General features: G+C 57.6%; 16 protein-coding genes, 3 tRNA genes and 2 pseudogenes. 17 read left to right on the top strand and 4 right to left on the bottom strand.

Going from position 1 to position 20,781, the window contains the following annotated elements:
- Window positions 1-41: 41 nt before the first annotated feature.
- The 8 genes and pseudogenes from ybfF (at window position 42) to ABLX76_RS17245 (ending at window position 7,698) form a co-directional block, all read left to right on the top strand.
- Window positions 42-815, top strand: coding sequence for an esterase (gene ybfF, locus ABLX76_RS17280; protein ID WP_023288857.1), 774 nt, complete (start codon window positions 42-44; stop codon window positions 813-815).
- 133 nt (window positions 816-948) lie between these two features.
- Window positions 949-1,242, top strand: a complete 294-nt coding sequence (ybfE, locus tag ABLX76_RS17275) for a LexA regulated protein (RefSeq protein WP_002894767.1) — start codon at window positions 949-951, stop codon at window positions 1,240-1,242.
- 151 nt (window positions 1,243-1,393) lie between these two features.
- The gene (gene fldA, locus ABLX76_RS17270) at window positions 1,394-1,924 is read left to right on the top strand and encodes a flavodoxin FldA (RefSeq protein ID WP_002894765.1); all 531 of its coding nucleotides are present in this window, start codon (window positions 1,394-1,396) and stop codon (window positions 1,922-1,924) included.
- Window positions 1,925-2,215: 291 nt separating this feature from the next.
- Complete coding sequence (gene fur, locus ABLX76_RS17265; RefSeq protein ID WP_004885952.1) at window positions 2,216-2,668, top strand: ferric iron uptake transcriptional regulator; 453 nt, start codon at window positions 2,216-2,218, stop codon at window positions 2,666-2,668.
- Window positions 2,669-2,795: 127 nt separating this feature from the next.
- Window positions 2,796-3,722: a tricarballylate utilization LysR family transcriptional regulator TcuR gene (gene tcuR, locus ABLX76_RS17260; protein ID WP_065812197.1), complete on the top strand. Its 927-nt coding sequence runs from the start codon at window positions 2,796-2,798 to the stop codon at window positions 3,720-3,722.
- A 97-nt stretch (window positions 3,723-3,819) separates the two neighbouring features.
- On the top strand, window positions 3,820-5,223 hold the full coding sequence (gene tcuA / locus ABLX76_RS17255; RefSeq protein WP_348874966.1) for an FAD-dependent tricarballylate dehydrogenase TcuA: 1,404 nt from the start codon (window positions 3,820-3,822) through the stop codon (window positions 5,221-5,223).
- Entirely contained in the window at window positions 5,210-6,349 is a 1,140-nt protein-coding gene (gene tcuB / locus ABLX76_RS17250; protein ID WP_072421305.1) for a tricarballylate utilization 4Fe-4S protein TcuB, read from the top strand. Before tcuA ends, tcuB begins: the two co-directional genes overlap by 14 nt.
- A 54-nt stretch (window positions 6,350-6,403) precedes the next feature.
- Window positions 6,404-7,698: pseudogene (locus ABLX76_RS17245) on the top strand (MFS transporter).
- A gap of 51 nt (window positions 7,699-7,749) precedes the next feature.
- Here the strand turns inward: ABLX76_RS17245 and chiQ are convergent.
- Both chiQ and chiP read right to left on the bottom strand, forming a co-directional pair.
- Complete coding sequence (gene chiQ, locus ABLX76_RS17240) at window positions 7,750-8,082, bottom strand: ChiQ/YbfN family lipoprotein (protein ID WP_023288851.1); 333 nt, start codon at window positions 8,080-8,082, stop codon at window positions 7,750-7,752.
- A 47-nt stretch (window positions 8,083-8,129) separates the two neighbouring features.
- The gene (chiP, locus tag ABLX76_RS17235) at window positions 8,130-9,533 is read right to left on the bottom strand and encodes a chitoporin (protein ID WP_023288850.1); all 1,404 of its coding nucleotides are present in this window, start codon (window positions 9,531-9,533) and stop codon (window positions 8,130-8,132) included.
- A gap of 76 nt (window positions 9,534-9,609) precedes the next feature.
- Between chiP and ABLX76_RS17230 the strand changes: the two are divergent.
- Window positions 9,610-9,918 (top strand): annotated as a pseudogene (locus ABLX76_RS17230) (methionine synthase).
- 54 nt (window positions 9,919-9,972) lie between these two features.
- Here the strand turns inward: ABLX76_RS17230 and glnS are convergent.
- Both glnS and nagE read right to left on the bottom strand, forming a co-directional pair.
- Window positions 9,973-11,640: a glutamine--tRNA ligase gene (gene glnS / locus ABLX76_RS17225; protein ID WP_004885933.1), complete on the bottom strand. Its 1,668-nt coding sequence runs from the start codon at window positions 11,638-11,640 to the stop codon at window positions 9,973-9,975.
- 178 nt (window positions 11,641-11,818) lie between these two features.
- A complete protein-coding gene (gene nagE / locus ABLX76_RS17220; protein WP_348874963.1) occupies window positions 11,819-13,774 on the bottom strand; it encodes a PTS N-acetyl glucosamine transporter subunit IIABC in 1,956 nt (651 codons plus the stop codon).
- Window positions 13,775-14,090: 316 nt separating this feature from the next.
- Here nagE and nagB point away from each other — a divergent pair, with 316 nt between their 5' ends.
- From nagB to ABLX76_RS17180, 8 genes are all read left to right on the top strand, one after another.
- Window positions 14,091-14,891, top strand: a complete 801-nt coding sequence (nagB, locus tag ABLX76_RS17215) for a glucosamine-6-phosphate deaminase (protein ID WP_012542446.1) — start codon at window positions 14,091-14,093, stop codon at window positions 14,889-14,891.
- Between the two features lie 114 nt (window positions 14,892-15,005).
- Window positions 15,006-16,154 (top strand): N-acetylglucosamine-6-phosphate deacetylase, encoded by a 1,149-nt coding sequence (nagA, locus tag ABLX76_RS17210; protein WP_032455137.1) that lies wholly within the window; start codon window positions 15,006-15,008, stop codon window positions 16,152-16,154.
- Window positions 16,155-16,162: 8 nt separating this feature from the next.
- Window positions 16,163-17,383, top strand: a complete 1,221-nt coding sequence (locus ABLX76_RS17205) for an N-acetylglucosamine repressor (RefSeq protein ID WP_032455136.1) — start codon at window positions 16,163-16,165, stop codon at window positions 17,381-17,383.
- Window positions 17,384-17,502: 119 nt separating this feature from the next.
- Entirely contained in the window at window positions 17,503-18,255 is a 753-nt protein-coding gene (locus ABLX76_RS17200) for an HAD-IIA family hydrolase (RefSeq protein ID WP_023288846.1), read from the top strand.
- Window positions 18,256-18,533: 278 nt separating this feature from the next.
- Window positions 18,534-20,198 (top strand): asparagine synthase B, encoded by a 1,665-nt coding sequence (gene asnB / locus ABLX76_RS17195; protein ID WP_032455135.1) that lies wholly within the window; start codon window positions 18,534-18,536, stop codon window positions 20,196-20,198.
- A 237-nt stretch (window positions 20,199-20,435) separates the two neighbouring features.
- Window positions 20,436-20,512, top strand: a tRNA-Met gene (locus tag ABLX76_RS17190).
- A 9-nt stretch (window positions 20,513-20,521) separates the two neighbouring features.
- Window positions 20,522-20,606: transfer RNA gene (locus ABLX76_RS17185), tRNA-Leu, on the top strand.
- 23 nt (window positions 20,607-20,629) lie between these two features.
- Window positions 20,630-20,704, top strand: a tRNA-Gln gene (locus ABLX76_RS17180).
- The last annotated feature ends 77 nt before the right edge of the window (window positions 20,705-20,781 follow it).

The following is a 20,781-nucleotide window of genomic DNA, read 5'->3' as shown; positions in this document are numbered from 1 at the left end:
ATAATACCCTAACCCGACGGAGCGAAAAAAAGAACTTTGCCATGAAATTAAATAGCCGAGCGCAATCTGCACAGAATCCGCACAACCACTCCCCGATCGTGCTGGTCCACGGTCTGTTTGGCAGCCTGGACAACCTGGGCATCCTCGCCCGCGACCTGGTCGCCGACCACGATATTCTGCAGGTCGATATGCGCAACCACGGTTTGTCGCCGCGGTCGCCAGAGATGACCTACCCCGCGATGGCGCAGGATCTGCTCGATACGCTCGACGCGCACCAGATTGAGCGCGCCACCTTTATCGGCCATTCGATGGGCGGCAAAGCGGTGATGGCGCTGACCGCCCTGGCGCCGGAGCGCATCAACGGTCTGGTGGCGATCGATATCGCCCCGGTGGATTATCATGTTCGCCGCCATGATGAGATCTTCGCCGCTATCCGCGCCGTCAGCGAATCCGCCGCCAGCACCCGCCAGCAGGCGGCGCAGGTGATGCGCGAGCATCTGCAGGAAGAGGGGGTGATTCAGTTCCTGCTGAAATCTTTCGTCGACGGCGACTGGCGCTTCAACGTCCCGGTGCTGTGGGACCAGTACCCGCATATCGTCGGCTGGGAAACCATCCCGGCCTGGCCGCACCCGACGCAGTTTATTCCCGGCGGCAACTCACCCTACGTGACCGACGCCTACCGCGACGCGCTGCTGGCCCAGTTCCCGCAGGCCCGGGCCCACGTCATCGCCGGCGCCGGACACTGGGTCCATGCCGAGAAACCCGAAGCGGTGTTGCGCGCGATCCGCCGCTATCTCACGAGCATTGGCGCCTGATTGGCTAAAATATGCCCGACCGCGCCGCAGAATGCCCGCGGTCGTTGGCGCAGCCGTTCGCCTGATGTATGATGGCGCGCTATCTGCGCCGGCTAGAGCCCGGCAGCTTGTTTCCCCGAAGTCACTCAGAATCATGGCAAAAGAACAAACGGACCGTACGACATTAGATTTGTTCGCAAACGAGCGTCGCCCGGGAAGACCAAAAACCAATCCGCTGTCGCGCGATGAACAACTGCGCATCAACAAACGTAATCAGCTGAAACGCGATAAAGTGCGCGGGCTGAAGCGCGTGGAGCTAAAGCTCAACGCCGACGCGGTCGATGCGCTTAACGAACTGGCGGAAGCGCGTAATATGAGCCGCAGCGATCTCATCGAAGAGATGCTGATGACGCAATTAACCGCCCTGCGCAGCCAGGGAAAAGTCTAACTTTCCGCGAAAAATCCGCATTCATGTAGCAGAGTGTGCAGTCGGGCGTGATTGCTGTTTCCGCGTCCTTGCCTGTTCTGCTATGATTGCCGTTATCTGTGGGCATCGCGTCCCTACCACATCATTTAAGTTTCAAGAGGTTATTTTACTCATGGCAATCATCGGCATCTTTTTTGGCAGCGACACCGGCAACACCGAAAATATTGCAAAAATGATTCAAAAGCAGCTTGGTAAAGATGTTGCTGATGTTCACGACATTGCCAAAAGCAGCAAAGAAGATCTGGAAGCCCACGACATCCTGCTGCTCGGCATCCCGACCTGGTACTACGGTGAAGCCCAGTGTGACTGGGACGACTTCTTCCCGACGCTGGAAGAGATCGACTTTAACGGCAAGCTGGTGGCGCTGTTCGGCTGCGGCGACCAGGAAGACTACGCAGAGTACTTCTGCGATGCGCTGGGCACCATCCGCGACATCATTGAGCCGCGCGGCGCGACCATCGTTGGCCACTGGCCGACTGCCGGCTATCACTTCGAGGCCTCCAAAGGCCTGGCGGATGACGACCACTTCGTCGGCCTCGCCATTGATGAAGACCGTCAGCCGGAACTGACCAACGAGCGCGTTGAGAAGTGGGTGAAGCAGGTGGCTGAAGAGCTGCACCTCGAAGAAATCAAAAACGCCTGATAATTAAGCGGCGCAATCGTTGAGTTGCGTCGTATTAATAGACAAAAGCAATCAAACTAATAGCTACAAGTTTTTAACTTTTAATCACATATCTGTACAATGTCCTCTGATTCTACGAGGCACGTGACGCAGTTTGTAGCTGGTGCCTCGTTTTTGACAGCAAACCAGGCCCGATGCTTGCAGTTTTCATTTACCAGTGGCAGTTCTATAATGAGACGCATTACGTCGGGTTAATTTCTGTATGACTTCCGTTGAAGGAAGTAGATCGTTTAGCAACAGGACAGATTCCGCATGACTGACAACAATACCGCATTAAAGAAGGCTGGCCTGAAAGTCACACTTCCTCGACTGAAAATCCTTGAAGTGCTGCAGGAACCGGATAACCATCATGTCAGTGCGGAAGACTTATATAAACGCCTGATCGACATGGGCGAAGAGATTGGTCTGGCGACCGTTTACCGCGTCCTCAACCAGTTTGATGACGCCGGTATCGTGACTCGTCATAATTTTGAAGGCGGTAAATCCGTTTTCGAACTGACCCAGCAGCATCACCACGATCACCTGATCTGCCTCGACTGCGGCAAAGTGATCGAATTCAGTGATGACTCTATCGAAGCGCGCCAGCGTGAAATCGCTTCCCGTCACGGCATCCGCCTGACCAACCACAGTCTGTATCTGTACGGTCACTGTGCGGAAGGTGATTGCCGCGAGGACGAACACGCCCACGACGCAGTGGAAAAGTAATTCCCTGCTTCGCCTGCTCTGAAAAGCCAACCAGCCGGTTGGCTTTTTTATGGGCGCTTCTGCCGCGCTTCCCGCTCACGTCCCGGCGGCGACCCTCGCGAGTCCCCGCTTTGTCCGGAGAGTTGATATGGAACTTCGCCAGCTACGCTATTTTACGCGCATTGTTGAAACCGGCAGCATGGGCCGCGCCGCGCTCGATCTGAATATCGGCGTCTCGGCGCTCAGCCAGCAGATCGCGCGTCTGGAAAATGAGCTGTCCATTCGCCTCCTGCAGCGAACCTCTCGCGGCGTGACGCCCACCAGCGCGGGCCTCGCTTTCTACTCACAGGCGCAGCTGGCGCTGCGTCATGCCGATGATGCCATCCTCGCCGCCCGCGAGGCGCGGCTGTCGGGCCACGTCAGCGTCGGCATGGCCCCCAGCACCGCCTCCGTTCTTGGCGTACCGTTCATCAACGCGATGCGCGAGAGCTACCCCGACGTCCGCCTGCACCTGGTGGAAAGCCTCTCCGGGAATCTGGAGCGGATGATCAACACCCGCCAGCTGGATTTAGCCATCGTCTTCCAGCAGGAGAAGATCCTGCGCTGGAGCGCCAGACCGGTGCTCGAAGAGCGCCTGTTTCTGATCGGCACCCATGCGCTGTTGGCCTCGCTGCCGGATGACCCTGTTTCCCCTGACCAGCTCACCACCCTGCCGCTGATTATGCCAAGCCAGGGCCACGGCCTGCGCGGCAGGCTGGAGGCGGTTTGCCAGCAGCACAGCCTCAGCGTTGAGGTGGTGGCGGACATTGACGGTCTGGCCCTGCTGATGCAGGCCGTGCGCAGCGGACTGGGCGCCACTCTGCAGCCCGGGGCCGCTATTTCCCATCTCGACCATCAGGCGCTGAGGGTGATCGGCATCGCTAATCCGATCCTCAGCCGCCCCAACTTTCTGGTCAGCCTGTCGGATGATGAGCTCACCCCGGCAGGCCTTGCGGCACGGGTCATACTAAGCAAAGTCATGCGCCAGCTGGTGGAGTCCGATCGCTGGCCAGGCGCCACCCTTTACGTTAACTAAACCCCTCTTTAGCGTTACGCCATAGCGCCCCGTCGCCGTTACCGCCTACATTCCCATTACAAATTTAACAATTAATTAAATTGTAAGGGAGCCGATAATGGTGGATGTACTGGTCATTGGCGGCGGCAATGCCGCGCTATGCGCCGCCTTAACCGCCCGGGAAGCCGGCGCCTCGGTGCTGCTGCTGGAGGCGGCGCCGCGGGAGTGGCGAGGCGGCAACTCGCAGCACACGCGTAACCTGCGCTGTATGCACGATGCGCCGCAGGACGTGCTGGTCGACAGCTATCCTGAAGAGGAGTACTGGCAGGATCTGCTGCGCGTCACCGAAGGGAACACCAACGAAGCGCTGGCCCGGCTGGTGATCCGCACCTCGTCACAGTGCCGGGACTGGATGCGTCAGCACGGGGTTAACTTTCAGCCGCCGCTCTCCGGCGCCCTGCACGTGGCCCGCACCAACGCCTTTTTTATGGGCGGCGGCAAAGCGCTGGTCAATGCCTATTACCGCAGCGCAGAGCGGATGGGGGTGCAGATCCGCTACAACACGCCGGTGCAGGCTCTGGAACTGCGCAACGGTGAATTTGTCGCCGCGCTGGCGGGCGAGGAACGGATTGTCGCGAGAAGCTGCGTCCTCGCCGCCGGCGGATTTGAATCCAACCGCGAGTGGCTGCGCGAGGCCTGGGGGCAAAATGACCGCGGCGAATGGCCCGCCGATAACTTTCTCATCCGCGGCACGCGCTTCAACCAGGGGGTGCTGCTCAAGTTTATGATCGACGCCGGGGCCGATATCATCGGCGATCCTTCCCAGTCCCACTGCGTCGCCATTGACGCCCGGGCGCCGCTCTATGACGGCGGGATCTGCACCCGCGTCGACTGCGTTTCGCTGGGGGTGGTGGTCAACTGCGATGCCGTGCGCTTTTATGATGAGGGGGAAGATTTCTGGCCTAAACGCTACGCCATATGGGGCCGACTGGTCGCCCACCAGCCTGGACAGATCGGCTACTCGATCATCGACAGCAAAGCCATCGGCCACTTTATGCCCCCCGTCTTTCCCGGCGCTCAGGCCAATACCATCGAGGAACTGGCCCGCCAGCTGGGGCTGGACGGCGAACGGTTAGCGCAAACCATCGCCGACTATAATGCCGCCTGCGCGCCGGGCCAGTTCGATCACACCCGCCTGGATAACTGCGCGACCTCTGGCCTCACGCCGGCGAAAACCCACTGGGCGCGCCCCATCGATACGCCGCCTTACTACGGCTACGCCCTGCGGCCGGGGATCACCTTCACCTACCTCGGGCTCTACGTCGACGACACCGCCGCCGTCCATTTCGCCGGTCAACCCAGCCGTAATCTGTTCGTCGCCGGGGAAATGATGGCCGGCAACGTGCTGGGCAAGGGCTACACCGCCGGCGTCGGGATGTCGATCGGCACCACCTTCGGCCGCATCGCCGGCCAGCAAGCCGCCCGGGCGGCGCAGCAGGAGAAACACCATGAAGTCGCTTGAAAAGCTGATCATTGACGCGCAGATCATCACCGAACCGGAGGCGGAAGTTGAACGGGTGATGCAGGTGTGTAACGCCTGCCGCTACTGCGAAGGGTTTTGCGCCGTGTTCCCGGCGATGACCCAGCGCCTGGCCTTTGGCAAGGCGGATATCAACTATCTGGCTAACCTGTGCCATAACTGCGGCGCTTGCCTGCATGCCTGCCAGTATGCGCCGCCGCACGAGTTCGCCATTAACGTGCCGAAGGCGATGGCCGAAGTCCGGCTCGAGACCTATCAACACTACGCCCAGCCCGCCGCCTTTGGCAGCCTGTACCGTCGGGCCGGCATGACCACCGTGCTGGCGCTGGTCGGCGGCCTGATTGTCTTTCTGCTGCTGGCGATGGGGCTCAAAGGCTCGCTGCGCCATCCGCCGCTGGCGGGCGACTTCTACCAGATATTCCCCCATAACCTGCTGGCGTGGATGTTTGGTTCGGTCTTTGTGCTGGCGATTGGCTTACTGATGAGCGGGGTGATCCGCTTCTGGCGCGAGATCTCCCCGGGCCAGCCGCAACCGATTGATATTGCGAAGGCATCCCATGATGCGCTGACGCTGAAATATCTCGACGGCGGCCACGGGAAAGGCTGCAACGAAGCCGATGACGCCTTCACCCTGCTGCGCCGCCGTTTCCACCACTGCACCTTCTACGGCTTTATGCTCTGTTTCGCCGCCACCGTGGTGGCCACGGGCTATCACTATATCGCCGGCCAGGAAGCCCCCTACCCGTTCTTCAGCCTGCCGGTGCTGCTCGGCACCCTCGGCGGCATCGGCCTGCTGGTCGGTCCGGCGGGCCTGCTGTGGCTGAACCTGCGCCGCTCGCCGCTGCACGGCGACGCGCGGCAGAAACCGATGGATCGCGGATTTATTCTGCTGCTGCTGCTGACCAGCTTCACCGGCCTGGCGCTGCTGGCGGGGCGGGATACTTCGTGGATGGGCGTCCTGCTCGCCATCCACCTCGGGGTGGTGATGGCCCTGTTCTTAACCCTGCCGTATGGAAAATTTGCCCACGGATTTTATCGCTGTGCGGCGTTACTCAAGTGGGCGATTGAGAAACGCCGCGGAAAACAGGTGGGCGTCGCCGGCGACTGACCTGCCCCTCTGCACCCGATAACAACAAGATAAAGACAATGGAGAGCACCCCCTATGACCCAACAACCCACCCGCGCCGGCACCGTCGGCGCTATCCTCCGCGTGACCAGCGGTAATTTTCTCGAACAGTTCGACTTCTTCCTGTTTGGCTTTTACGCCACCTATATCGCCCGCACCTTCTTTCCGGCGGAGAGCGAGTTCGCGGCGCTGATGCTCACCTTTGCGGTATTTGGCTCGGGCTTCCTGATGCGTCCTATCGGCGCGGTGGTGCTCGGCGCTTATATCGACAGAATCGGTCGCCGCAAAGGGCTGATGGTCACCCTGGCGATCATGGGCTGCGGGACGCTACTCATCGCCCTGGTCCCTGGCTATCAGACTATCGGCGTGCTGGCGCCGATCCTCGTGTTAGTGGGCCGTCTGCTGCAGGGCTTCTCGGCGGGCGTTGAGCTTGGCGGAGTGTCGGTCTATCTCTCTGAAATCGCTACGCCGGGCAATAAAGGCTTCTATACCAGCTGGCAGTCCGCCAGCCAGCAGGTGGCTATCATCATGGCGGCGCTGATCGGCTATGCGCTGAACGCCACGCTGGAACATGAGGAGATTGCCGCCTGGGGCTGGCGCATCCCCTTTTTTATTGGCTGTATGATCATTCCGCTGATTTTCGTGCTGCGCCGCTCGCTGCAGGAGACCGAGGAATTCCTGCAGCGTAAACATCGCCCGGATACCAAAGAGATCCTGACCACCATCGCCAGAAACTGGCGCATTATTACCGCGGGGACGCTGCTGGTAGCGATGACCACCACCACTTTCTACTTTATTACTGTCTATACGCCAACCTACGGCAGAGCAGTGCTGCACCTCAGCGCCGCGACAGCCTGCTGGTCACCATGCTGGTGGGCATCTCCAATTTTATCTGGTTACCGATTGGCGGCGCGATCTCCGATCGGATCGGTCGTCGCCCGGTGCTGATGGGGATTACCGTGCTGGCGCTGCTCACCACCTGGCCGGTGATGCACTGGCTCACCGCCGCGCCGGATTTCACCCGTATGACGCTGGTCCTGTTGTGGTTTTCCTTCTTCTTTGGCATGTATAACGGCGCGATGGTGGCGGCGCTCACCGAAGTGATGCCGGTTTATGTCCGCACCGTGGGCTTTTCGCTGGCCTTCAGCCTCGCCACCGCCATCTTCGGCGGCCTGACGCCGGCTATCTCCACTGCCCTGGTCGAGCTTACCGGCGATAAAAGCGCGCCGGGATGGTGGCTGATGTGCGCTGCGCTGTGCGGGTTCATCGCCACCGCGCTGCTGTTCGTGCGCCTGAGTCGCGGCTATCAGCCGGCGGAGAGTCAGCGCTAAAAAAACAAACGGGCGGAGATAGACTCCGCCCGTTTGCCGCTGCCGTCTGGCTTAATGGGTGGTGTTATTGCTGCGGATCTCTTTCCAGATCTGGTCGCAGCGCGCTTTCACCGCCTGATCGTTACCGGTACGGGTAGCCTGGATACACTGCTGATAATCCAGTACCCGGACGCTCTCCTGGTTAGCAAACTGCTGGTGCTGTTTATCCTCTTTCAGGACATTCAGTACGCTCTGGCAGGCTTCAATTTTGTCCGGATTGCCTTCCGCCGTATTAATACAGGCGCTATAGGCATCTTTCAGTTTGGTGTCTTCTTTCGGTGCCGGCGACGTGGTGCAGGCCACCAGAGCCGATGCCATCATGGCAATAAGCAGCATTTTTTTCATTGTCGTTCTCCCAGAGGTGCGGCAGGCTCACGCCCGCCGCGCAGGCATCAGAAAATTGTGAACGGGGCGATAACCATGAACTTCACGTCGCGCTCATCCTGGAAGATGTTGCCGTAGCCGCCGCTCCAGCTCGGAATATCGGAATGGTTGTCGTACTGGGTAAAGTGCAGTTTAAACAGCGTGCCCTTCGCCCGGCCTTCCTGCACGGTATACAGCGCATCCAGGCTGTAGGCCGACTCTTTCAGACGGTAATCAGCGTCATAGTAGGCGTCCGGGGAGGACATTTTGCCCGGCTTCGCATCCCAGGCGTACACATAAGACGCGCCAAACGCCCAGCCCGGCATATCCCAGTTTTTCATGTCATACATCGCGCCGAAGAAGACCGCTTTTTCGCCGTTGGCGTTGAAGTCGGAGCGGTTATCCCACCAGATATCGAGACGACCGTTGGAGGAGGCGTAGGTCGGGGTCATACGCTGCAGGAAGTAGCCCTGCTGGCCATCGGCCTTCACCCAGGTCCCTTCCAGACGCAGATCCAGCACATCCGCCACTTTATAGCCAAAGGTTAACGCCTGCAGCCATGCGGTGCCGTCATAGATGTCGTTGACCCCGCCGTTGCTGACCTTATCGCGAGTGCCGTAGAACTGGTAGCTGGTGCTCAACGGCGCGCCGGCGACGTCAAACTTGTAGCTGGCTTTAGCAAAGTACTGATCGATATAGCCCTGAGCCTGACCAAATGCCGCCTCCAGCACCAGGTCGTTTTTGAAATCATATTTGGCGCCGACGGAGTGGAGATAATCGACTTTGGTCTTCTTATCGTTCTGGTAGAAATCATCCATCTCGATATGCCATGGCGCTTTATACTCGTTCGTCCACATGTAGGAGAAACTTAACGCGCCCGCGGTGCCATAGTCGAAGTTGGCCCCGGCTTCCGCCCCCTGATAGGTACCCGGCATAAAGCTCCAGTGCGGCGCCAGCAGGGTCTGACCGGTTGGCTGGATGTAGCCCGCGCGCGCCCACGCCGGACCGTATTTGAATTTCGCAGCGGCTTTATACAGGCTGATGCCGCTCTTATCGCCGGAGTAGTCTTCGTCATAGGCTTTGTTACGCGACGAGAAGGCAATTTCGTTCGGGTGGCCGCTGTCGCCGTTCTCCGCCATTTCAATCGCGGTAAACGCCGCAATATCAAGGCCAAACATATCGGCTGCATAGCCGGACTGGAAGTCCAGGTTGGCGTTCCAGGTGGAGTGGGAAAGGTTGGTTTTGTATTTGTCGCCGTCGGTCACATCTTTACGGTCACGCTCACGCTGCCAGTAATAGATACCGCCGGTTAAAGTAGAATCATCGATAAAGCCTGCTGCGCTGGCCTGCGGAATCACAACCCAGCCCGACATCGCGGTGACGGCGGCAATAGCCAGCGCCAGCGTACTACGTTTGCCACTAAACGTACGCATGTGCATATCCTCTTTGACGTTTTAAAAGGCGAAGACCAGGGGGTCATTCGCTAAAAAAAATAAATAACACTGCAAAATGTGGGGCGGTGAAAAAGGCCGCGAAACCACTGTAGATAGACTATTTTTCGTGACGCGAATTATCAATGTTTTTCGTGAGGCAAAGCTTAAGATTATGACAAAGCGCACATAATTTATGTCGTTTTGTTACAGTCTTATCTCTGATAATTTTGTCATGGAAGTCATTGCAAAATCAGGGAAAAACGTAAAACCTGAAAGCGATTACATTGGTTTTTTGTATGAGACAGGAAATATCAGAAGCGTTATTTATTTCCGGTTTGAAACAGAATTAATTCGCTTCGCGAAAATAAAAAGAGTAATTGGCTGATTCTGAAACAAAAAAAGCGCCGCAGAGTGCGGCGCTTTGACGGTAGGGAAACGGTTATTCGCCCGCTTTCGCCCAGGTATCGCGCAGACCGACGGTGCGGTTAAACACCAGACTGGTTGCGGTTGCATAGCGGCTGTCGAGGCAGAAGTAACCTTCACGCTCAAACTGGTAAGCTTTACCGGCTTCCGCCTGCGCCAGGCTCGGCTCCGCGTAACCCTGTTTGATCACCAGCGATTCCGGATTGATCACCGCGAGGAAATCCTCCGCTGCACCCGGGTTTGGTACGCTGAACAGGCGATCGTAGAGACGGATCTCTACCGGCAGCGCATGCGCCGCGCTCACCCAGTGGATCACGCCTTTGACCTTGCGGCCGTCAGCCGGATCTTTGCTCAGGGTGTCGGCATCGTAGGTGCAGAAGATAGTGGTGATATTGCCTTCGGCATCTTTCTCCACGCGTTCCGCTTTGATGACGTAGGCGTTGCGCAGACGCACTTCTTTGCCCAGCACCAGACGCTTGTACTGCTTGTTGGCCTCTTCACGGAAGTCCGCGCGGTCGATCCAGATTTCCGCGCTGAACGGCACTTCGCGGCTGCCCATCTCCGGCTTGTTCGGATGGTTCGGCATCGCCACCATTTCGCTTTCGCCCTGCGGGTAGTTCTCGATAACCAGTTTCACCGGATCGATCACTGCCATCGCGCGCGGCGCGTTTTCGTTGAGATCTTCGCGAATGCAGGACTCCAGCGACGCCATCTCAATAGTGTTGTCCTGCTTGGTCACGCCGATGCGCTTGCAGAATTCGCGGATGGATTCGGCGGTGTAGCCGCGACGACGCAGACCGGAGATGGTCGGCATACGCGGATCGTCCCAGCCTTCCACGTGCTTCTCGGTCACCAGCTGGTTCAGCTTACGCTTGGACATCACCGTGTATTCAAGATTCAGGCGCGAGAATTCGTACTGGCGCGGGTGAACCGGGATGCTGATGTTGTCCAGCACCCAGTCGTACAGACGACGGTTGTCCTGGAACTCCAGGGTACACAGCGAGTGGGTAATGCCTTCCAGCGCATCGCTGATGCAGTGGGTGAAGTCGTACATCGGGTAGATGCACCACTTGTTGCCGGTCTGATGATGCTCAGCGAACTTAATGCGGTACAGCACCGGATCGCGCATCACGATGAACGGCGACGCCATATCGATCTTCGCGCGCAGGCAGGCCTTGCCCTCTTCGAAGCCGCCGCTGCGCATTTTTTCGAACAGCGCCAGGTTTTCTTCCACGCTGCGGTCGCGATACGGGCTGTTCTTACCCGGCGCTTTCAGGGTGCCGCGATATTCACGAATTTCATCAGGAGAGAGTTCATCAACATAGGCCAGGCCTTTGTTGATCAGCTCAACCGCATACTGATGCAGCTGATCAAAGTAGTCAGACGAGTAGCAAACGTCCCCGGACCAGTGGAAACCTAACCACTGCACGTCGTTTTTAATCGACTCCACGTATTCGATATCTTCTTTCACCGGGTTGGTGTCATCGAAACGCAGGTTGCATTGGCCCTGATAATCCTGGGCGATGCCGAAGTTCAGGCAGATGGATTTCGCATGGCCAATGTGCAGATAACCGTTCGGCTCCGGCGGGAAGCGGGTGTGAACGGTGGTGTGCTTACCGGTAGCCAGATCTTCATCAATGATCTGACGGATAAAGTTAGTCGGGCGGGCTTCTGCCTCACTCATCACGGGTTCCTCAAAGCGTAAACAACGTATAACGGCACATGATCTTACAAGCAGGGCGTAGTGACAACTATTAGTTACGTAAAATAGGTATCAGAAGAGGATTATGGGGCCGATTGCTGCAAAAAAAAGCGGCGAAGGTTTCCCTTCGCCGCTGAGGCATAAACTCGACTCAGGAGCCTTACTTGCCTTTAATCTCATACAGCGGCGTCTGGCCGGCAACGACCTTACCGCTCGCCAGTATCACCAGCGCGCTGTAGTCATCGCTGTTGCTGCAGACCACCGGGCTAATCATCGAGCGCGCGTTGGCGTTGAGGAAGTCCAGATCCATTTCCAGAATCGGCTCGCCCGCCTTCACGTCCGCGCCCTCTTCAACCAGACGTTTGAAGCCCTTGCCTTCCAGCGCCACGGTGTCGATACCCATGTGGACAACGATTTCCGCACCGTTGTTGGTTTCGAGGCAGAACGCGTGGTTAGTGTTGAAAATTTTCACCACGGTACCGGCGGCCGGGGCCACCACGATGTTGCTGGTCGGTTTCACCGCGATACCGTCGCCGACGGCTTTGCTGGCGAAGGCTTCGTCCGGCACCTGTTCGAGGGCCACCACGTCACCGGTAATCGGCGAAACCAGCGACTCAACGGTCTTCGCGTTCGCTACCGCCTGCGGTTTAGCCGCGGGCGCTGCGGTGGCGACGTTGCCAGCCGGTGCGGCTGCCGCTGCCGCTACCGGGCCGCGGGTCACCACTTTTTTCATCTCATCGCCGATAGACTCTGCCTTCGCGCCGACGATAACCTGGATGGTTTGCTTATTCAGTTTCACCACCCCGGACGCGCCGAGACGTTTACAGGCGGCGTCGTTGACTTTCGCCGAATCGCCCACGGTCAGGCGCAGACGGGTGATACAGGCGTCAATCGCTTTCAGGTTGTCCGTTCCGCCCACTGCGGCGATATAGCTGGTCGCCAGCTGGGTCAGGCCTTCTTCAGTGTTGCTGTTCGCTTCTTCCGTAACCACGTCAGCGACTTTGTCTTCACGACCCGGCGTTTTCAGGTTGAACATGCGGATCACCGCGCTGAACAGCAGGAAGTAGACGAAGAAGAACACCACGCCCATCACCAGCAGCATCCAGACGTTTTTGCTGGAGGCCGGCAGGCTGTACATCAGCACGTAGTCAATAGCGCCTGCGGAGAAGGAGAAGCCCGCATGAATGCCCAGCGCCGTTGCGATGAACAGGCTGATACCGGTCAGTACCGCGTGCAGGAGGTACAGCAGCGGAGCCAGGAACATGAACAGGAATTCCAGCGGCTCGGTTACCCCGGTCAGGAACGCGGTGATGGCAACGGACAGCAGCATACCGCCCACCATCGGACGACGCGCTTTCGGAGCGGCCAGATACATCGCCAGCGCCGCGCCCGGCAGACCAAACATCATGATCGGGAAGAAGCCGGACATGAACATCCCCGCGGTGCCGTCGCCGGCGTAGAAGCGGTTGATGTCGCCGTGGAACACGGCGCCTGCGGCGTTCGTGAACTCACCAATCTGGAACCAGGCGATGGTGTTCAGCACCTGATGCAGACCGGTCGGGATCAGCAGACGGTTGATAAAGCCGAAGATACCGGAACCCAGCGCCCCTGCGGAAACGATCCACTCGCCGCCCGCATGGATAGCGTGCTGCACCGGCGGCCAGACGTAGCCGAAGAGCGCCGCGAGGATCAAACAGAAGAAGCCGGTGGCGATCGGCACGAAGCGTTTGCCGCCGAAGAAGCTCAGGAAGTCCGGCAGCTTGATGCCGGCCCAGCGATTGTACACCGCCCCTGCTACCAGACCGGTAATGATACCGGCCAGTACGCCCATGTTGATTTCCGGATTGATGGTGACCATCGCTTTGGTCATCACGAAATAACCTACTGCCCCGGCCAGCGCCGCAGAACCGGCGTTATCCTTGGACCAGCTTGACGCCACACCGATAGCAAAGATCAGCGCCAGGTTGTCGAAGATAGCCCCACCCGCTTGCGCGATGAAGGGTACATTCAACAGGTCTGGTTGCCCGAAACGCAGCAGCAATGCCGCGACCGGCAGCACTGCGATAGGGAGCTGTAACGCCCTACCCAGTCGCTGAAAGAAACCTAAAATATTCATCTTATTCCCCCTATGAGACCCCGATGAGGCTCATTTTCAAAGCCACTTTTTTATTGTGTAACAAGGTCGGTTTTATCACTTACCGGCAAAGTGTGTGAAAAATTAATTCGTATCGCAAATTAAACGGGTATTTTTTGTGATAATTATCACCAAATATCGTATTCACCCCTCCCTTAGACTGGCTAACATCGAAAACTTATTTTATCATTCAAAAAATCAACACGGATTGACCCCGGTCGGCGCAGTTGCTGCAATACTCTCCTCAGAGTGCTGGCGCCAATCCGCCAGATTCTACTTTTAACTATAGAGGTGAAGAATGAGACTGATCCCCCTGGTAACCGCTGAGCAGGTCGGTAAATGGGCTGCCCGCCATATCGTGAACCGCATTAATGCATTCAAACCAACCGCGGACCGTCCGTTCGTGCTGGGTCTGCCCACCGGCGGCACCCCGCTCACCGCCTACAAGGCGCTGGTTGAAATGCATAAAGCAGGCCAGGTTAGCTTCAAGCACGTTGTCACCTTCAACATGGATGAATACGTTGGCCTGCCGAAAGAGCATCCGGAAAGCTATCATAGCTTCATGCACCGTAATTTCTTTGACCACGTTGATATTCCGGCAGAAAATATCAACCTGCTGAATGGTAACGCGCCGGACATCGATGCGGAATGCCGTCGCTATGAAGAAAAAATTCGTTCCTACGGTAAAATCCACCTGTTTATGGGCGGCGTGGGCAACGATGGCCACATCGCGTTCAACGAACCGGCCTCTTCTCTGGCGTCCCGCACCCGTATTAAGACCCTGACCCATGACACCCGTGTGGCGAACTCCCGCTTCTTCGACGGCGACGTGGATCTGGTGCCGAAATATGCGCTGACCGTCGGCGTGGGCACCCTGCTGGATGCAGAAGAAGTCATGATTCTGGTGCTGGGCCATCAGAAAGCGCTGGCGCTGCAGGCGGCAGTTGAAGGTAACGTCAACCACATGTGGACCATTACCTGTCTGCAGCTGCATCCGAAGGCGGTGATCGTCTGCGACGAACCGTCCACCATGGAGCTGAAAGTGAAGACGCTGAAATATTTCAACGAATTAGAAGCTGAAAATATTAAAGGTCTGTAATGTAGTCGCGTCCCGCGACTTTGCGCGGGACCATCTTTTTCTTTGTATGCATCATCAGGCCGGCGGCAAACGAACGTTCCCGGGCCTGATGAGGCGTATATACCGGGGGTCGTAATGTATGCATTAACCCAGGGCCGGGTTTATACCGGTCATGAAATTCTCGATGACCATGCGGTTGTTATCGCTAATGGCCTTATCGAACGTCTTTGTCCGCTGGCAGATTTGCCGTCTGACATCGAGCAGCGCTCAGTCAACGGCGCGATCCTCGCCCCCGGTTTTATCGACGTCCAGCTCAACGGCTGCGGCGGCGTGCAGTTTAACGACAGCCCTGACGCGGTCACTGTCGAAACGCTGGAGATCATGCAGAAGGCCAACGAACGCTCAGGCTGCACCAGCTTCCTGCCGACGCTGATTACCTCCAGCGACGATCTGATGAAGCAAGGCGTCCGCGTGATGCGCGAATACCTGCAAAAGCACCCGAACCAGGCGCTGGGTCTGCATCTTGAAGGACCGTGGCTGAATATCGTTAAGAAAGGCACCCACAATCCCGACTACGTGCGTAAACCGGACGCGGCGCTGGTCGATTTCCTGTGCGACAACGCCGATGTGATCACCAAAGTGACCCTCGCCCCTGAGCGCGTCGAGCCGGAAGTGATCCGCAAACTGGTCGCCGCCGGGATCGTCGTCTCCGCGGGCCACTCCAACGCCACGCTGAAAGAGGCGAAAGTGGGCTTCCGCGCGGGCATTACCTTCGCCACCCACCTGTATAATGCGATGCCGTACATTACCGGCCGCGAACCGGGTCTGGCCGGGGCGATTTTTGACGAGCCGGATGTCTACTGCGGTATTATTGTCGACGGGATGCACGTCGATTACGCCAACGTGCGCAACGCCAAGCGCCTGAAAGGCGACAAACTGTGCCTGGTCACCGACGCCACCGCGCCGGCGGGGGCGAATATTGACCAGTTCATTTTTGCCGGGAAAACAATATACTACCGCAACGGGCTGTGCGTAGATGAAAACGGCACCCTCAGCGGATCTTCCCTGACCATGATTGAAGGGGTGCGTAATCTGGTTGAGCATTGCGGTGTGGCGCTGGACGAAGTATTGCGGATGGCGACGCTCTATCCCGCGCGCGCCATTGGTGTGGACAAGCAGCTCGGCAGCATTGCGCCGGGTATGGTCGCTAACCTGACCGCCTTTACACGCGATTATAAAATCACCAAGACCATCGTTAATGGTAACGAGGTCGTCACTGAGTAAGTAAAAGTATGACAGCAGGCGGACAAGCTCAAATTGGTAACGTTGACCTCGTAAAACAACTGAACAGCGCGGCCGTGTACCGCCTGATTGACCAGCATGGGCCTATCTCGCGCATTCAGATCGCGGAACAAAGCCAGCTTGCCCCTGCCAGCGTGACCAAAATCACGCGTCAGCTTATTGAGCGCGGCCTGATCAAAGAAGTCGATCAGCAGGCCTCCACCGGGGGGCGCCGCGCCATCTCCATCATTGCGGAGACGCGTAACTTCAACGCCATTGGCGTGCGCCTTGGCCGCTATGACGCCACCCTGACCCTCTATGATTTAAGCAGCAAGACCCTGGAGGAGGAGCATTTCCCGCTGCCCGAGCGCACCCAGGAAACGCTGGAACACGCCCTGCTGAATATCATCGCCACTTTTATCGAAAACTGTCAGCGCAAAATCCGCGAGCTGATCGCCATCTCGGTGATCCTGCCGGGGCTGGTGGATCCAGAAAGCGGCGTGATCCGCTATATGCCGCACATTGCGGTGGAAAACTGGGGCCTGGTCGGGGCGCTGGAAAAACGCTTCAACGTTACCTGCTTTGTCGGGCACGATATCCGCAGTCTGGCGCTGGCCGAGCACTATTTTGGCGCAAGCCAGGACTGCGAAGACTCCATTCTGGTGCGCGTGCACCGCGGCACCGGGGCGGGGATCATCTCCAACGGACGCATTTTTATTGGCCGTAACGGCAACGTGGGCGAAATTGGCCATATTCAGGTCGATCCGCTGGGCGAACGCTGCCACTGCGGCAACTTCGGCTGCCTGGAGACCGTCGCGGCGAACGCCGCCATCGAACATCGCGTTCGCCATCTGCTGGACCAGGGCTACCAGAGCCGCCTGACCCTCGATGACTGCACGATCAAAACCATCTGCAAAGCGGCCAACAAGGGCGATGCCCTGGCCTGCGAGGTGATCGAGTACGTAGGGCGTCACCTCGGAAAAACGATCGCCATCGCCATCAACCTGTTCAATCCGCAAAAAATCGTCGTCGCCGGCGAAATTGTGGAAGCCGAGAAAGTGCTGCTCCCGGCCATTGAGGGCTGCATTAACGCCCAGGCGCTGAAGGCGTTTCGTAAGAACCTGCCGGTGGTGCGCTCCACCCTCGATCATCGCTCAGCGATTGGCGCCTTCGCGCTGGTCAAACGCGCCATGCTCAATGGCACGCTGCTGCAGCGCTTGCTTGAGAGCTAATCGCCCCCCTTTATAGATAAGCGCGTCGCTCTGTCACTGGCGGGCATCGCCCGTCAGAGGTGTGAAACCGCATCGCTGACGCGTATAGTTTCGTCTTTGTTAATGATTCTGGACCCACCATGACCATTCAAAACATAATTTGTGATATTGACGGCGTGCTGATGCACGATAACGTCGCCGTTCCCGGCGCTGCCGAGTTTATCAAGCGCATCCTCGATAAAGGCATGCCGCTGGTGATGCTGACCAACTACCCGTCGCAAACCGGCCAGGATCTGGCGAACCGTTTCGCCACCGCCGGGATTGAGGTGCCGGATAGCGCCTTTTACACCTCGGCAATGGCGACGGCCGATTTTCTGCGCCGCCAGGAAGGCAAGAAAGCCTATGTGGTGGGTGAAGGGGCGCTGATCCACGAGCTGTATAAAGCCGGCTTTACCATTACCGATGTCAACCCGGATTTTGTCATCGTCGGGGAAACCCGCTCCTTTAACTGGGAAATGATGCATAAGGCGGCCTTCTTTGTCGCCAATGGCGCCCGCTTCATTGCCACCAACCCGGATACTCACGGTCGCGGCTTCTACCCGGCCTGCGGCGCTCTGTGCGCCGGGATCGAGAAGATCTCCGGCCGTAAGCCGTTTTACGTCGGTAAACCCAGCCCGTGGATCATCCGCTCAGCGCTGAACAAAATGCAGGCCCACTCCGAACAGACGGTGATCGTTGGCGACAATCTGCGCACCGACATTCTGGCCGGCTTCCAGGCGGGGCTGGAGACCATTCTGGTGCTCTCCGGCGTCTCGACCCTCGACGACATCGACAGCATGCCGTTCCGCCCGTCGTGGATCTACCCTTCCGTCGCGGAAATCGATATTTTCTAATGCCAGCCACGTCTCAGGACGTGGTTGTTCATTTCTGACGCCTGCTAAAAGCCGCCCATCTAATAAAAACGGCTTATAATTGCGTATTCTTCAATAAAGCCGTTCAAAAGATACTCTTTTTTTACTATTCAACAATCGTAGTTGCGTTTTTTCTTTTTCCGGCCGTAAAACCCTTGCGCCGGCTCCCCCTTTACGGCATTTTCTTAAGCACGCACTCAGGCTTCGCCACGAGACGAAGCCAGCACAACATCAAACACGACAGGGTAATGGAGAAGGCTATGTGTTCTATTTTTGGCGTACTGGATATTAAAACTGACGCAGGCGAGCTGCGTAAAAAGGCGCTGGAGCTTTCCCGCCTGATGCGCCATCGCGGTCCGGACTGGTCTGGCGTGTATGCCAGCGACAAAGCGATTCTGGCGCACGAGCGCCTGTCGATTGTCGACGTCAACGCCGGCGCCCAGCCGCTGTACAACGCCGAAAAAACCCATGCGCTGGCCGTTAACGGCGAAATCTACAACCATCAGGCGCTGCGCGCGGAATATGGCGATCGCTATCAGTTCCAGACCGGCTCCGACTGCGAAGTGATCCTCGCGCTGTATCAGGAAAAAGGCCCGGCGTTCCTCGACGACCTGCAGGGGATGTTCGCCTTCGCCCTGTACGACAGCGAAAAAGACGCGTACTTAATTGGTCGCGACCATATCGGTATTATTCCGCTGTATATGGGCCATGACGAACACGGCAACTTCTACGTCGCCTCAGAAATGAAAGCCCTGGTGCCGGTGTGCCGCACCATTAAAGAGTTCCCGGCAGGCAGCTACCTGTGGAGCAAAGACGGTGAAATTCGCCAGTACTATCAGCGCGACTGGTTCGATTACGACGCGGTAAAAGACAACGTTACCGATAAGAACGAACTGCGTCAGGCGCTGGAAGAGTCGGTGAAAAGCCACCTGATGTCCGACGTGCCCTACGGCGTGCTGCTCTCCGGCGGCCTTGATTCTTCGGTCATCTCCGCCATCACCAAGAAATTCGCCGCCCGTCGCGTCGAAGATCAGGAGCGTAGCGAAGCCTGGTGGCCGCAGCTGCACTCCTTCGCGGTCGGTCTGGAAGGCTCTCCCGACCTGAAAGCGGCGCAGGAAGTGGCTAACCACCTCGGCACCGTGCACCATGAAATTCACTTTACCGTTCAGGAAGGGCTGGATGCGATCCGCGACGTTATCTATCACATCGAAACCTACGATGTGACCACCATTCGCGCTTCGACGCCGATGTACCTGATGTCGCGTAAAATTAAAGCCATGGGCATCAAAATGGTGCTTTCCGGCGAAGGCTCGGACGAAGTATTCGGCGGCTACCTCTACTTCCATAAGGCGCCGAACGCCAAAGAACTGCACGAAGAGACGGTGCGTAAGCTGCAGGCGCTGCATATGTTTGACTGCGCTCGCGCCAACAAAGCGATGTCCGCCTGGGGCGTGGAAGCCCGCGTGCCGTTCCTCGATAAGAAGTTCCTCGACGTGGCGATGCGCATCAACCCGCAGGATAAGATGTGCGGCAACGGCAAAATGGAAAAACATATCCTGCGCGAATGTTTTGAATCCTACCTGCCGGCCAGCGTGGCCTGGCGCCAGAAGGAGCAATTCTCTGACGGCGTCGGCTACAGCTGGATCGATACGCTGAAAGAAGTGGCCGCGAAACAGATCAGCGACCAGCAGCTGGAAACCGCAAGCTTCCGCTTCCCGTACAACACGCCGACCTCCAAAGAAGGCTATCTGTACCGCGAGATCTTCGAAGAGCTGTTCCCGCTGCCAAGCGCGGCGGAGTGTGTCCCTGGCGGTCCGTCGGTGGCCTGCTCTTCTGCCAAAGCCATTGAATGGGATGAAGCGTTCAAAACCATGAACGATCCGTCAGGCCGCGCGGTGGGCGTCCACCAGTCGGCCTATAAATAAGCCCTGACAGGCGATTAAACGCGAAACGGACCCTCCGGGGTCCGTTTTCTTTTTGCGGGATTTATGCCGCTGAAAAACGATAAATAACCAATAATTGCCGATTATTGCAGCGAGCTGTTCGCAACCTAACCAAACAGTCACATTACAACGATTTTCCTTGAAAAAGAGGTTGACGCTCGCAGGCCCAATACGCATAATGCGCCCCGCAACGCCGATAAGGTTACGCGAAAAAAAGATGGCTACGTAGCTCAGCTGGTTAGAGCACATCACTCATAATGATGGGGTCACAGGTTCGAATCCCGTCGTAGCCACCATCTTTTTTTGCGGGAGTGGCGAAATTGGTAGACGCACCAGATTTAGGTTCTGGCGCCGCAAGGTGTGCGAGTTCAAGTCTCGCCTCCCGCACCATTCACCAGTCAGCGTTGTACGGATGGGGTATCGCCAAGCGGTAAGGCACCGGTTTTTGATACCGGCATTCCCTGGTTCGAATCCAGGTACCCCAGCCATCGAAGAAACAGTAAGACAATTTGGCTACGTAGCTCAGCTGGTTAGAGCACATCACTCATAATGATGGGGTCACAGG

This window comes from Klebsiella sp. JB_Kp004 (assembly GCF_040065795.1).
GTDB lineage: Bacteria > Pseudomonadota > Gammaproteobacteria > Enterobacterales > Enterobacteriaceae > Klebsiella > Klebsiella quasipneumoniae.
This window is presented reverse-complemented; position numbering and strand designations above follow the sequence as displayed.

Bases quoted from the DNA above. Each gene is read 5' to 3' on its own strand.
- nagB (WP_012542446.1), top strand. From the start codon at position 14,091: ATGAGACTGATCCCCCTGGTAACCGCTGAGCAGGTCGGTAAATGGGCT.
- ybfF (WP_023288857.1), top strand. From the start codon at position 42: ATGAAATTAAATAGCCGAGCGCAATCTGCACAGAATCCGCACAACCAC.
- nagA (WP_032455137.1), top strand. From the start codon at position 15,006: ATGTATGCATTAACCCAGGGCCGGGTTTATACCGGTCATGAAATTCTC.
- fldA (WP_002894765.1), top strand. From the start codon at position 1,394: ATGGCAATCATCGGCATCTTTTTTGGCAGCGACACCGGCAACACCGAA.
- glnS (WP_004885933.1), bottom strand. From the start codon at position 11,640: ATGAGTGAGGCAGAAGCCCGCCCGACTAACTTTATCCGTCAGATCATT.
- chiQ (WP_023288851.1), bottom strand. From the start codon at position 8,082: ATGAAAAAAATGCTGCTTATTGCCATGATGGCATCGGCTCTGGTGGCC.
- ABLX76_RS17200 (WP_023288846.1), top strand. From the start codon at position 17,503: ATGACCATTCAAAACATAATTTGTGATATTGACGGCGTGCTGATGCAC.
- ABLX76_RS17205 (WP_032455136.1), top strand. From the start codon at position 16,163: ATGACAGCAGGCGGACAAGCTCAAATTGGTAACGTTGACCTCGTAAAA.
- fur (WP_004885952.1), top strand. From the start codon at position 2,216: ATGACTGACAACAATACCGCATTAAAGAAGGCTGGCCTGAAAGTCACA.
- ybfE (WP_002894767.1), top strand. From the start codon at position 949: ATGGCAAAAGAACAAACGGACCGTACGACATTAGATTTGTTCGCAAAC.
- asnB (WP_032455135.1), top strand. From the start codon at position 18,534: ATGTGTTCTATTTTTGGCGTACTGGATATTAAAACTGACGCAGGCGAG.
- tcuR (WP_065812197.1), top strand. From the start codon at position 2,796: ATGGAACTTCGCCAGCTACGCTATTTTACGCGCATTGTTGAAACCGGC.
- nagE (WP_348874963.1), bottom strand. From the start codon at position 13,774: ATGAATATTTTAGGTTTCTTTCAGCGACTGGGTAGGGCGTTACAGCTC.
- chiP (WP_023288850.1), bottom strand. From the start codon at position 9,533: ATGCGTACGTTTAGTGGCAAACGTAGTACGCTGGCGCTGGCTATTGCC.
- tcuB (WP_072421305.1), top strand. From the start codon at position 5,210: ATGAAGTCGCTTGAAAAGCTGATCATTGACGCGCAGATCATCACCGAA.
- tcuA (WP_348874966.1), top strand. From the start codon at position 3,820: ATGGTGGATGTACTGGTCATTGGCGGCGGCAATGCCGCGCTATGCGCC.